Below are 14,150 nucleotides of genomic sequence, written 5' to 3'. Positions count from 1 at the left end.
CAGGCGAAATCTTTTGGGAAAAAACGCGGGTGAAGTTCGCAAACCAGCCATTCGTTTCAAGCAGTTCTTCAAGGATGTTTTCTTCAATAATGTTAGGGCTTGGCAATCAAGGCTCTTTCACGCCTGAGGTCGCCATCGGTTTCGTAATTATTTCGCCGAGCCAGCGTTTTTTGTGCGCCGCAACTCCGCAGATTCTTGCTTGGAGCAATGATCAAAGAGCATGGAGTTCAGCCTCAGGCTAAACTCCATGCTCTTTGATTCCCATGCGAATGGAAGTTTGTGGCCCGAACCCGTCAGTGCCCTTTACCGAATGTTGAATTGCACTACGTTGGCGGCTTTGCCATCCACCGTAACGAGCAAATCCACGACGCCGCGGCCCGCCAGTGAACGCGGTACCGGCCCCAGATTCAACTGATCCAAGCCCGCCAAATCGCCTTGCGGCCCCGCCGAAAAGACCGGCAGATTCACGCCGCCCAGCGCCGCCGTGACCGCATTGGGCGCGCTGCGTCCGCGCACGCCGGTCGCAAAGGTGACCAGGAAGACCTGCTCGCCCGCCGGGCCTAGATCAATCGGCACCGGCACGAAGCGGTTGGTCGTCGGATCGAGTTGCGAGGCGACCTCGAAGACCTGCTCGCCGTTCGTCCGCACGCGCAAGACCACGGCGGCGGCGACACCTGCCCCGTTGGCGTTGGCCGTGAAGATGCCCGGCGCCGAAGCGCTGACCAGCACTGTGCCCACCGACAGATCGCCATTGCCGGAGGTGATGGTAATGGTCGCCAAGCCGGAGGCCGTTCCCGCCGGCAGCAGATAGTTCACCTGGCCCGCCGCCACGAAGAACAGTTGCGCGAACCGTTCAGTGCCCGCGCTATCACGCACGCGCACGGTCGTGCCGCGCAAAGTCGTCGGCAACGGCAACACCATGCTCGACTCGGTGCCGGTCGCCAAGTTCGTGCCAAAGGCCGCGATGATGGATTCGGGCGCGAACATCTGCGCCAGATAGCTGGCCGCCGAAACGTTCGCCAACGCTCGCGCGATGGTCAGCGTGATTTCGTTGGAAACTCCGCCGCCTGGCGTCGGGTTGACGACCGTGATGCGCGCCGTGCCGGGATTGGCAATCTCAGCCGCCGTGATCTGCGCCGTCAATTGCGTGGGGCCAGCCAATACCGTTTCGCGCTCCGTGCCATTCCAGCGAATGCGCGAAGTGTTGAGGAAGCCCGTCCCATTCACGGCCAGTGTGAACGCCGCCCCGCCCGCCGCGACCGGGTTGGGCGTGATCGTCGTGATGACCGGCGTCGGATTCAAACTGGCAACGCTGAACGGCAGCGCGTTTGACGGCCCGGAGGTCGGCGCGGTATTGAGCACGGTGACTGGCACGATGCCCGTCACCGCCACATCGGCGGCGGTAATTTGCGCCGTCAATTGCGTCGGATTGACGAAACTGGTCTGGCGCGCACTGCCGTTCCAACGCACGACTGCGCCGTTGACAAAGCCTGACCCGTTGACCGTCAGCGTGAAGGCATTGCTGCCCGCCACCGCTTGTTGCGGTGTCAATGACGTCAGCGTGGGGACAGGATTGTTTTGCGTAATCGAGAACAACACTTCATTGGAAGTGCCACCGCCCGGCGCTGGATTGACGACTTTAAGGCCCGCCGTGCCCGCGTTGGCAACGTCAGCAGCAGGCACCTGAATGGTCAGCGTCGTGGCGTTGATGAAATTGGTCAGCCGGGCAAACCCATTCCACCAGACGGATGAAGAGTTGAGGAAGCCGGTGCCGGTGATCGTCAGCGTGAAGGCCGGGCTGCCCGCCAAGACGGAATTCGGCGTCAGGCTCACAATCGCGGGCAGCGGATTGGGCTGCACAATCGAGAAGCCTAATTCTGCCGAAGTCCCACCGCCCGGCGCGGGATTGAAGACCGAAACCTGCGCGGTGCCGGCGCTGGCGATGTCCGCCGCCGTGATTTGCGCGGTCAGTTGCGTGGCGCTGACAAACTGCGTCGCGCGCGCGCCGCCGTTCCAACGCACCACCGAACCGTTGACGAAGTTCGCGCCATTCACCGTCAGCGTGAAGGCCGCGCCCGTCGCCAATGCCGTGTTGGGACTCAAGCCGTTCAGCGTTGGCACCAGATTTGGTTGGGCAATCGTGAAGGATAAGGCGTTCGATGTGCCGCCGCTCGGCGCGGCATTGAAGACGGTGATTTGCGCCGTGCCTGCGCTGGCAATATCCGCCGCCGGAATCAACGCGAGCAATTGCGTGGCGCTGATGAAATTCGTCGTGCGCGCATTGCCGTTCCAACGCACCACCGAACCATTGACGAAGTTTGTGCCGTTGACCGTTAAGGTAAAGGCCGCCGTGCCGGCCTGGGCTGAATTCGGATTCAAGCTGGTCAGCGCCGGCACTGGATTGTTAATGGTGAAGGTCAGGGTATTGGAATTGCCGCCGCCGGGCGCGGGATTCTGCACCAACACCGCCGCTGTGCCCGCATTGGCGATGTCCGCCGCGCCGATGACGACCGTCAGTTGCGTGGCACTGACAAACGTCGTTTGCCGCGTGTCGCCGTTCCAGCGCACCACCGACGTGTTGACGAAGTTGGTGCCCGACACCGTAATCGTAAAGGTCGCGCCGCCCGCCAAAGCTACATTTGGATTCAGCGCCGCCAAGGTCGGCACCGGATTGCCGTTGGCGATAGTAAAGGGCAGGGCATTTGACGCTCCGCCGCCGGGCGCGGGATTGAAGACCGTGATTTGCGCCGTGCCCGCATTCGTGATGTCCGCCGCCGGAATCTGCGCGGTCAACTGCGTGTTGCTCACGAAGGCGGTCGCGCGGTTCTGGCCGTTCCATTGCACCACCGAAGCCGGCATGAAATTCGTGCCGTTGACGGTCAGCACAAAAGCCGCGCCGCCCACCGAGGCCGAAGTCGGATTCAAACTGCTCAGCGTCGGCACCGGATTGGGTGCGACGATGCCGACCGTGGCGTTATTGGAAGTGCCGCCGCCCGGCGCGGGATTGAAGACGGTGATGGTCGCTGTGCCCGCCGCCGCAATATCCGCCGCCGCAATCTGCGCTGTGAGTTGCGTGTTGTTGACGAAAGTCGTCGTGCGATCCGCGCCGTTCCAACGCACGACCGAACCGTTGATGAAGTTCGTGCCGTTGACCGTCAGCGTGAAGGCTCCACTATTCGCCGTCACCGAGTTCGGACTGACGGTGGTGATGGTGGGCGACGGATTGGTTTGCGTAATCGTGAAGTTGACCGCGCTGGACGTGCCGCCACCCCCGCCCGCCGAAGCGGCATTCAGAACGGTGACTTGCGCCGTGCCCGCGCTCGCAATATCCGTCGCGGGAATCTGCGCCGTCAGTTGCGTGGCGCTGACAAAGGTTGTTGTGCGCGTCGCGCCATTCCAGCGCGCGACCGAGCCATTGATGAACCCCGTGCCCGTCAGCGTCAACGTGAAGGCTGCGCTGCCCGCCAGCGCCGAATTGGGATTGAGACTGGTCAGGGTCGGTGAAGGATTCGGCGGCACGGTGATGTTGAAAGTGCTTGCCGTGGAAGTTCCGCCGCCGGGCGCGGGATTAAACACCGTCACCTGCGCTGTGCCCGTGTTGGCGATGTCGGCGGCGGTGATTTGCGCCGTCAATTGCGTCGCGCCGACAAACGCAGTCGTGCGATCAGCGCCATTCCAGCGCACGACCGCGCCATTCACGAAATTCGTGCCGTTGACCGTCAAGGTGAACGCCGCGCCACCCGCTGCCGTCGAATTCGGATTCAGGCTGGTGATCGTGGGCACGGGATTGGTCGGCGTATTGATGGTAAACGTCAGGGCCGCCGTCACGCCGCCGCCGGGGGCGGGAGTGAAGACGGTGACTTGGGCCGTTCCGCCGCTGGTTATATCGCTGGCCGGAATCGCGGCGGTGAGTTGCGTGCCGCTGCCAAAGGTTGTCGTCCGGTTGTTGCCATTCCAGCGCACCACCGAACTGTTCGTGAAATTCGTGCCCGTGACCGTGAGCGTGAAGGCCGCACCGCCCGCCGTGGCTGCGTTCGGATTCAAACTGGTCAAGGTGGGAGCAGGGTTTGTCTGCGTGATGCTGAAACTCACGCCGTTTGAGGCGCCGCCACCCGGCGCGGGATTGAAGACGGTCACTTGCGATTGCCCGGTGCCGATCAAATCGTTCGTCGTAATTTGCGCGGTTAATTGCGTCGCGCTGACAAACGTTGTCGTGCGTGGTGTGCCGTCCCAACGCACAACCGAACCATTGACGAAGTTTGTGCCGTTGACCGTCAGCGTGAACCCCGCGCTGCCTTCAAGGGCGGAATTGGGGCTCAATCCGCCTGTCGTGTTGATCGTGGGCACCGGGTTGGGCGCGGTGATCGTGAAGGTTTGGGCGGCCGATGTGCCGCCCACCGGAGCCGGGTTGAAAACGGTGATCTGCGCCGTGCCCGCATTGACGATGTCCGCCGCCGGTATTTGCGCCGTCAGTTGCGTCGCGCTGACGAAAGTCGTCGGGCGATCCGCGCCATTCCAGCGAATCACCGAAGCCGGCACAAACCCAGTGCCTGTGGCCGTCAAAGTAAGTGCGCCTGACGCCTGTAAAGCCGAAGTCGGGTTGATGCTGGTCAGTGCCGGCGTCGGATTCTGACCAGCAATCGTGATCTGGCCGGTCTTGGTGCAAGTGGCGAATGATGGGCTGAGCTGGCGCAGGCGCGCATTGTTCGAGTCGGCAAAAATGACTTCGCCGGTGGACGTCGCCGTAATTCCTACGCCCAAGGGCGTCACCACCTGCGAGATCGAATTGATGGTCAGATTTGACGGCGCGACGTTGATTTGCGCGCTGCTGGCCGCGCCGCCATCCCCGCTGAAGCCTTTGGTCGTTCCAGCGAGCGTCGTGACCGTCCCGTCCGTCGCCACGCGCATTACACGATGGGCGTTGGTGCCGGGCGAACCGGCTGACACTTCGCTGTTGACGACATAGGCGATGCTGTTGGCGTCCACCGCGACATCGCGCGGACGATTCAACATCGAGCCGGTGTCGAGCCGCGTAAACGTGCCGCTGCCCGCGCTATTCTCACGCAAAAGCTGGCTGTCATCGTAGTTCGTGACGTAGAGGCGACCCGTCGTATCGAGCGCCAAGCCGGTGAAGCGTTTCGTGCCGCTGCCCGCCAGCGCGGTCAGGCTGGTGACAACACCGGTTTGCGGATTGATGCGGCGCACCAATTTGTAACCCGGATCAGCGACGTAAATCGTACCGTCGTTGGCGACGGCCAGATCGGTCATACCGATGAATTGCGCGTTGAGCGCGAAACCATTGTCGCCCGCTCCCGAATCGCCATTCTCGCCCACGGCTTTGCCCGCGATGCGCGTGACATTGCCCGGCGGCACAACGATGGCGTTGGCCGAGCCGGGGTAGAAAGTAATATCGCTGGCCGTCGTATTGATGAAGCGAATCGTGCTGGTGCGGCGGCCATTCGTTGGGCTGTTGCCCGGCACTGTCGGCCCGCCGGTTGAATCGGCAATGTAGATGCCTTTGTTCGTGATGAATAGCCCTTGCGGATTATTGAAGACTGCGCGGCTGGCGGGTACGTCATTGCCCGGCCCGCCGCCGTTGACGTCGCGATTGATGCGCGCCACGTTGCCCGGTTGGACGGTCAATTGCGCTTCGGTGCCCGCGAAGAGCGTGACCGGCGTCGTGCCGCGATTGACGAAGCGCAGATGACCCGGCCCGACATCGGTGAAATAAAGATTGCCATTCGCATCCAGCGCCACACCCACAGGCGTAGAGATCGAAGCGCTGCTCGCCAGGCCGTCATCATACGGCGCGACCAAACCATCGCCCGCAACCGTGTCAATGTTATTGCTGCCCACGCTGACCCCCGCGACGGTTGCGGCGCTGTTCCCCAGATTGAGAAAGCGCAAGCGGCCCCGGCTGCTGGGGCCTTGGTCGAGCAGGTACAGCCCATTCGCATCCGCTTCAAGTCCGGTGATGGGTTGCGGCGCGGTGCTGCCGGATAATGAGAAGCGTCCATTGGCGATGGCACCGCCGTCCCCGCAATTCGTCGTCGTGTAATCACAGGTCGTGTTGATCGCGCCCGCGATGATCGGCGTGCTCGCGCCATCCACGCGCACCAGCGTTTGCGCATTGCCCAGCGCGATGTAGAGCTTGCTGTTGAAAAAGGCCAGACCTGCCGGATAGGGTGGAGTGTTATACGGCGCAATCACCACCGCGCCGCTGCCCGAACCGGCGCTGAATTGCGCGACGAGGGTTGCTTGGCCGCCGGTATCAATTTTGATCACGCGGCCATGCCCGGCATCGGCCACATAAAGATTGCCTGCCGGATCGAATTCGAGCGCGCGCGGATTGGACAGGGAAATCCCCGTCGCCGCGCCTGCCACGAACGCCGCGTTCGCGGCGGTGAAGACGCCGTTGCCGGCAAACACCGTCGCCGCGCCCGCCAGAGTGATGCGGAAAATACGATTGATGTCTTGCGTGGCATCCGCCACAAAGAGGTCGCCGTTCGGTCCCACCGTCATGACGCTCAACCCGTTGCCCAAGGCCGGGCTGGCCGCTACCGGGATCGTGCTGATGCGGCCCGGTTGAATCGTCAAGCTGCCCAGCGTAACCGCATTGGGCGAGACGTTGACCGCACGAATGAGCGGATCAGGCCCCAGCGTGAGCGCCAGGAACAGAACGTTGCCGTCATTGCTGACTGCGAGGCCCGTGACATTTCCCAAATCCGTTTGCAGCGCCGGCACATTGCTATCGGTTTCCAGGCCGCCGCCCGCGACAAAGCGCGTCGCTCCCGGCGCGACCGTGCGCCCAGCCAGATTGAACGGGGTCGTGCTCGTATTTACAAAACGAATAAAGCTGTTGCTGTTGATGTAATCGTAAATGTACACCCCGCGTCCCAGCGGGTCGCGCGCCAACGCCAGCGGCGTATTGAAAGGAGCCTTTAAGGCCGGATTGCCTTCGCCCAGGCCGCCCACAATGGTGTCAATGCCGGTCGTGCCCGTGCTCGCGCGGGTTGTCAGCGTCCAGTTATAAGTCCCCGCCGCCGTGTAGCTGTAACTCGGATTTTGTTGCGTCACTTTGGCGGAACCATCGCCAAAGTTCCATTCATAGGTCGGCGTGCTCACACAGCCCGTCGCGGTGGCCGTGGCCTGAAACGCGACCGGCGTATTTAGCGACCCCGTCGCCGGCACAGTCGCGGTGCAATTCAGTGAACAACTCTGTTGCTGTAAATCCTGCTCTGTCGCTGAATTGATGTGATAAGGCGGTTGCGCGGACAGTGGCGCTGTTTGCGTTGCCGTGGAAACACGGGCGGCCAATCCATAACGCAAGGGACTTAACCACATCACACCTACGGCAAGTAGACAACCGAAGGCTAATATGCGAAGAGTTTGGAAGTGACGTGCAGGAATGGAACGCACGGTTGAACGCAAGGTTATTTTCAAAAGACCCCCCAAGGCAAACATAGCTAGATGACTCCTATAATCGCGGGCAGCGCGCTGCCGATGGTTTCTACGGGGTGTGAGGATCGCGGCGCTTGCCCCTGGTTGAAACTTTCCTCATTCGTAGGAAAACCGGGACAGGCGCGGAATGAAGTTCGCAGCTTAATAGGCACAGATGTGTGTGGAATTGTGTTCGCCGCCAAACCAGCACACTGCATTTGGCGGTGGCGGTGTATCTCTTGTTTTTCAACTGGGGCTAAAAGCGGGACATGACACGGGATCGAAATCGCCGCAGCGATTCGCTGGGGGTTGGAGCGGGATGTACGCAGCCAGTGAGTTCATCACTTCAACCGATACTCCTCAAGCTTTGGCGTCGGGGTAATGGATGCCAAAGCGGCGCAATTACTGCTGCCCTAACGCGCCCTGCTCGCCTATTTGACCAGCGCGTGTCGGGGCATTGCTGGAGGTTCAAAATCTGCCTCAATTTCCAAATGGGAAGATCAAGGATTTAGAAGAGATGGAGCCGACTACCAGACTTGAACTGGTGACCTACTGATTACGAATCAGTCGCTCTACCAACTGAGCTAAGTCGGCCCAATATGCCTTGCGCAGGAGCAGCAGCGCCAAGGCCATCTTTAACTGAGAAGCGCTGCCGATTTGTTCAATACGTCAAAAAAGCAAGGCGCATCTTACGCAGCGACTATTGGGTTGTCAAACGGGAAGCGATCTTCTTCAAGCGCCTGTCAATCCGCCCTTCCATGCGCCTGCGCGACAGCTTCTTCCTTGTCTTGCACCTCGTATTGGAGTTGATATAAACGGTGATAAATGCCGCGCTGCGCCAACAATTCCTGATGGCTGCCCAACTCGCGAATCTCACCCTTGTGCAGCACGATGATCTTGTCTACGCGCTGAATCGTCGAGAGCCGGTGCGCGATGACCAACGACGTGCGTTGGCTCATCACCGTTTCAATCGCCGCCTGAATGAGTTGCTCGGTTTCCGTGTCAATGCTCGATGTCGCTTCATCCAGAATCAGGATGCGCGGATCGAACGCCAGGGCGCGTGCGAAAGAAATCAATTGCTTCTGACCCACCGAAAAGCCCGCGCCACGTTCCCGGACTTGGGTGGCATACTGATTGGGCAATTGATTGATGAATTCGCTCGCACGGACCTCTTGCGCGGCCCATCGGATGCGGTCATCACTGATCGCGTTGTTTCCTAATCTGATATTCCCGGCCACATCGCCGGAGAAAAGAAAGACATCTTGCAAAACCACGGCGAAATTTTCGCGCAGCCGCCGCAAATCCCAGGCGCGAATGTCCACACCGTCTAATAAAATCGTGCCGCGCTGAATGTCATAAAAGCGCATCAACAGATTCGTAATCGTCGTTTTGCCCGACCCCGTCGCCCCGACAAAGGCCACCGATTCGCCCGGCTCAATCGTGAACGAGACGTCTTTCAACACCCACTCTTCACCTTTGTACGCAAACCAAACGTCGCGAAACTCAATGCGCCCCTCCGCCCGTTGCTGCGCCGCCGGTAAGGTGGGCGAAGCAATCGCGTCCGGCGTGTCCAGCAATTTGAAGACGCGTTCGCTGGCGACGGCGGCGGCCTGCAAAACGTTGTACTTGTCGCTGATGTCCTGAATCGGCTGCCAGAGTCGTTGGGTGTATTGCAGAAAAGCGACCAGCGTCCCAATCGTAATGGCATTTTGAATGACCTGGCCGCCGCCGTACCAAACAATCGCCGCGATGCCCAGTGCCGAGATTAAATTGACCAGCGGGTAAAACACGGCGTAGTAAAAGATCGTGTCAATGTTCGCCTGCCGGTGCGCCGCATTGATCTCGCCGAATTGCTGCAAAGCTTTCGCCTCGCGATTGAACAACTGCACGACCGGCGCGCCCGCGATGTGTTCCTGCGTGAAGGCATTCAAGCGCGCAATCTTGGTGCGCACCTGCCGGAAGCCTTCGCGTGCCCCTTTGCGAAACCAGATCGTCGCCACGATCAGCAGCGGCACCACGGTCAATGAAACCAGCGCCAACTGCCAGTTGAAATAAAACATCATCCCCAGCGCGCCCGCGATCAGCACCACATCACCCAGGACTTCGACGATGCCCGACGTGAATAACTCATTGAGCGAATCCACATCCGTCGTCAGCCGCGTAATCAACCGGCCCACCGGATTGTGGTCATAAAACGCGACCTCGATGGTTTGCAGCTTTTGGAAAATCTCGGCGCGCAGGTCGTACATCACACGCTGCCCGATGGTGTTGAGCAACACATCCTGAAAGTAGCCAATCCCCAGCGTCACCGCCAGCGAGAGCAGATACGCCAGCGACAACCACATCACGCCATCGAAGGCGGTCTGCGCGGCCAAGCGTCCCTCGCCCGCCGGTTTGATGTAATCGTCGAGCGCCCACTTGACCAGCAACGGCCCCACCTGGCGTACCAGATTGAGCACGATGGTCAACGTGAGCGCGATCACCACCAGCCGTTTGTATGGCGCTAAGTAGCGAAAGAGACGGCGCGCCGCGTGGTTGTCATAAAGTTTATTGAGTTGTTCTTCTTCGTGATGAGTGGACATCAATTAACAGGCCTATTGCGTTGATGGTCATGCCGCACGCTTTTTCTGCTTGGGTTTAGCGAATGACGGTGAATGCGCTTGGATTTTGCGCATTGCTTCAGGGTCAAACACTTTTTCGCCGCAAGCCGGGCACTCATGAAACTCCAGCGCGGGCACGGTGTACGCGACCCCTTTGACCGCCCGTTCCAGATCGCGTTTGACAGCTTTGATTTTGTCGCTGCCGCAGGTGGGGCAATAGCTCAGTTTCAACATGGGGTTTCTCAATAAACAGACCTCTTCGCCGAGATCAGGAAGTAGAAAAGCTCAGTGTCGCCAACGCGCACAAATTTGCCTTTCGTGTAGATAAAGATGCCATCCAGATTGGTGCTCTGAATGACATAAAGATACTCAGTCTGTTGGCGCAGCGGGCTGCGCGAGCGAATCTTTTTATGGATCACCATCGCATTGGCAATGGCTTCGACTACGTCAATGTCCTCAAGACCGTCGGCTGCCAACTCCATTTGAGCTTTATCGCTAAACGAATAGCGCCCAGCCAGCACGGCCCGTTTGATCTTTATCAAGACATCGCTCTGCTCTTTGCTCATAGCCAATGTTAAACCGCCGCCAACTCCTCTTCCAACAACTGCCGCTCATACAAATCTGCGTATGCGCCGCCCAAACGTAACAACGCTTCGTGCGTGCCGCGTTCGATGATCTGCCCTTCGTCCAACACGCAAATCAAGTCGGCGTCTTTCACCGTTGAGATGCGATGCGCCACGATCAGACAGGTGCGCCCGCGCATCACTTGGCGCAATTGCGTCAGAATCTTTTCTTCGGTGTAAGTGTCCACCGCCGAAAGCGCATCGTCCAAAATCAAAACCCTGGGTTCGCGAATGATGGCGCGCGCGATGGCCGTGCGTTGTTTTTGTCCGCCCGAAAGGGTGATGCCGCGTTCGCCCAGAATCGTTTCGTATTGCTTGGGGAATTCGCGCACATCGTCGGCCAGACCGGCGCTGGCAGCCGCTTGCTCGACATTTACAGTATGGCCGTTGTGAATGCCGAATTTGATGTTTTCGGCCAGGGTCTCGCTGAATAGAAAAGTTTCTTGCGGCACATATCCAATGCTGGCGCGCAGTTGTTGCAGCGGGATTTCACGAATCGGCTGGCCGTCAATCAGCACCATCCCCGGCGCGGCATCAAGCAGGCGCGGCACCAGATTCATCAACGTGGATTTGCCAGAGCCGGTACGCCCGATGAAGGCGACCGTCTGGCCCGGCTCAATCATCAGGTTAATGTCGCGCAGCACTTCCGGCGTGGTTGCTGAATAGCGATAGGTGAGATTGCGAAACTCGATCCGGCCTTGAATAGTTAGCTCGCTTTGCCGCTCCATTTCCAAATCGCGAATTGCTGGTTCAATCGCCATGATTTCGTGCATGCGTTTCAGGCTCGCCGCGCCGCGCTGCACCATGTTCGTGATGTAGCCCAGCGCAATCAGCGGCCAGATCAATTGTTCCATGTAGAGAAAGAAGGCGGTGAATTCGCCCAGGGTCATGACGCCGCGTGCTGTTTCGCGCCCGCCATACCAGAGAATCGCCACTTGGGCCAGGCCGATTGTAAACGTCATCAACGGACGGAAAACCGCGGACAGGCGCACTAATCCCAAATTACGTTCGACGTATTCGTCATTCAAACGAGCGAATTCGCGCTGCTCGGCTTCTTCCTGGGCGTAAGCCCGCACGACGCGGACGCCGGTTAAGTTTTCCTGCGCGCGCGCGGTGATGTCCGCAAAGAATTCCTGAATCTTCTCAAAGCGCACGTGAATCTGCTGGCCGAAGTATTTGACCGTCACCGATACCAGCGGCATCGTCAGCAACAGCAGCAGGGTCAGCTTCACGCTCACGGCAAACATCAGCGGCAGGATGATCAGCACGCGAAACAAGGTTTGTTCGCTGTACATAATCGCCGGGCCGGCCAGCATACGCACGGCGCTGAGGTCGTTGCTGGCGCGCGCCATCAAATCGCCCGTGCGATGTTCCTGGAAAAATTGCAGTGGCAGCTTTTGCAGATGGCCGTAATAATCCTGGCGCAGATCGTATTCGATATACCGCGACATATTGATCAGCGTGCGGCGCTGAAAAAACAGAAAGATACCGCTGACTAATTGGGTGCCGAGGATGAGCGCGACACTTTGCAAAATCTTGCCGCGCGTCACTCCTTGCCGCGACAGGTCGTCAATCGCGTGGCCCACGAAGCGCGGCATGAACACGCCGAGCGTGACGGCCACCAGCACGAAAAACGTGCCCGTGCTCAAATGACTGCGATACTTTTTGAAATAGGCGAACAGCCAGGCTTTACCGGTTGGATAGTTCATAGAGGCTGGGGGCTGGGGATAAGGGACTCGCGGGAGCATAAAACTAACCCCTAGTCCCTAATCCCAAGTCCCGCGAATTCAATGTTCTTTCAGTGAGCGCGCGACCAGACCGAGACCGCTCGCCAGCAGGGTAAAGATGATTAGCGTGTTGAACAGGCTGGTGGATTGCCAATACACCGTCAGATTCGCAATGATGCCGATGACAATGATGACTGCGCCGCCAAAGGTGAGCAGCCAACCGGCCTTGGAACGCCCGTTGAAAAAGAGCAGGCCGATGCCGATCAAAAGTGGCAGCAACGTCAACCCAAACGCGTTATAACCCCAGAGCGTCCAGAAACTGCTGGTAACGGTGACTTGATTCATAAACAGGTAGCCGCCGCCAATCGCCAGCGCCAGACCCAGCAGGAATTCAAAAATGCCACCCGAAGTGCCGCCCGCGCCACGCGCTTTACGCTCAAGTTCGCCATACGCCGTCGCGTCCGCAAAATCATCATGGCGGCGGCGCTCTTTTTCATCGGTCTGCCAATTTGAATAGCCCATCAGTTTTACTCCGGGTTGATTGTTAATGCGTGTTGCAACAGGGACGCATTCTACTGCCTGCTTGTAACGGCCAGCAAATTGACCATTAGCTTGCTTGTATAGATACGCCGCGATCTCTGTTGAGGCTAACGGCCAGAAAACTTAGTTACCGGAGTACCGAGTAGCTCACCCGTAAAATTTCGACTCTTTACTGACACAGACGTACATCATCATATTCGCTGCGGCCCAGCGCATAAACTTAACGCTCCAACCTAAAACCGGAAGCGCGTCGTCTTCATTTACGGCAAGGCGTTTTGCGAACGAAGCGGGCCGGTCTTTGATTAGTTCGTCAAGGTTGACTGCTGTCACAGTCTTTCTTATGGGCAAGGCAGAAACGGGAGCGGGAGTTTTGTTTTGGGTGTTGCGCTTGAGAAACGGCAGTTCATAAAGGCCCCACAAAATGGCATAACCCTGTTTTTCGAGGACTTTCAGCCCTGCCGCGTCCAGCATTTTTTCAAACTCCGAAGGACGATAGGCGTATTGAAAAAACTTCTTTCCGCTGAAAAACTCTTGTTCGTCTGTTGCCGCTTCGCGCACCACACGCCAATCGCGTTGGCGAAACGGCGCGAGGACGCGGCGCAGCGGATTGTAATAGGGAACGCTGATGAGCAGGACGCCCTCGTCCTTCAACACGCGCCGCGCTTCCGCCAGAGATTTTTCCGCGCCCGCCTCGAAATGCTCGACCACGCCGCCCGAGTAATAAAGGTCGAAGGTTTTGTCGGCAAACGGCATTTGCGCAACATCGCCGCAGGAAAGCGGCAGTTGCGGCTGGCGTTTGTGCAGCGTTTTTAGGGCTTGTTCGGCAAAATCCAGCCCCACCACCGAGAAACCGCGCGCGGCGTAATAGGCGAGGTAATGTCCCATCCCGCAGCCGCCTTCGAGCATTAGCGAAGCCGGGCGCAGGTATTTTTCAAAAAGCGGTCGCAACGGATCAACCGCGCAAAATCTGACCGAGTCTTCAAACTGGCCGGCCGCCCAATTTTCCTCCCAAAAATCAGGTGTGCTGCCCGCGTGATTTTGATTCCCATACATTTTGAGCATCGCTTTTTATCTCAACAACTCCGCAGGCCTTTGGCAAAGTCCTCAATACGCCCGCCAAAGACACTACCCTGACTCCTGCTAGCTTAATAATGTCGGCTGATTTTCAAGCTAGCAGGAGTCAGGAATCAGTCAAGCCGCTTTAGGCAGCGCTCTTGCGT

At 58.8% G+C, this 14,150-nt stretch carries 7 protein-coding genes and 1 tRNA gene; all 8 read right to left on the bottom strand.

What is annotated here, in order from left to right; genetic code table 11:
• Positions 1-303: 303 nt before the first annotated feature.
• The gene (locus tag HY011_16335; GenBank protein MBI3424502.1) at positions 304-7,344 is read right to left on the bottom strand and encodes a hypothetical protein; all 7,041 of its coding nucleotides are present in this window, start codon (positions 7,342-7,344) and stop codon (positions 304-306) included.
• Positions 7,345-7,958: 614 nt separating this feature from the next.
• Positions 7,959-8,034, bottom strand: a tRNA-Thr gene (locus tag HY011_16330).
• Positions 8,035-8,183: 149 nt separating this feature from the next.
• Positions 8,184-10,022 carry an ABC transporter ATP-binding protein gene (locus tag HY011_16325; protein ID MBI3424501.1) on the bottom strand — a complete coding sequence of 613 codons (1,839 nt, stop codon included), beginning with the start codon at positions 10,020-10,022 and terminating at the stop codon, positions 8,184-8,186.
• A gap of 27 nt (positions 10,023-10,049) precedes the next feature.
• Positions 10,050-10,274: a YgiT-type zinc finger protein gene (locus HY011_16320; GenBank protein ID MBI3424500.1), complete on the bottom strand. Its 225-nt coding sequence runs from the start codon at positions 10,272-10,274 to the stop codon at positions 10,050-10,052.
• A gap of 8 nt (positions 10,275-10,282) precedes the next feature.
• Positions 10,283-10,606, bottom strand: a complete 324-nt coding sequence (locus HY011_16315) for a hypothetical protein (protein ID MBI3424499.1) — start codon at positions 10,604-10,606, stop codon at positions 10,283-10,285.
• Positions 10,607-10,614: 8 nt separating this feature from the next.
• Positions 10,615-12,372, bottom strand: coding sequence for an ABC transporter ATP-binding protein (locus HY011_16310; protein MBI3424498.1), 1,758 nt, complete (start codon positions 12,370-12,372; stop codon positions 10,615-10,617).
• A gap of 78 nt (positions 12,373-12,450) precedes the next feature.
• Complete coding sequence (locus HY011_16305; protein ID MBI3424497.1) at positions 12,451-12,789, bottom strand: hypothetical protein; 339 nt, start codon at positions 12,787-12,789, stop codon at positions 12,451-12,453.
• Positions 12,790-13,077: 288 nt separating this feature from the next.
• Complete coding sequence (locus HY011_16300; protein ID MBI3424496.1) at positions 13,078-13,983, bottom strand: methyltransferase domain-containing protein; 906 nt, start codon at positions 13,981-13,983, stop codon at positions 13,078-13,080.
• Positions 13,984-14,150: the final 167 nt, after the last annotated feature.

This window comes from Acidobacteriota bacterium (assembly GCA_016196035.1).
Lineage (GTDB): Bacteria > Acidobacteriota > Blastocatellia > RBC074 > RBC074 > JACPYM01.
Note: the sequence above shows the minus strand (reverse complement) of the source record. Positions and strands in the feature narration are given on the sequence as shown.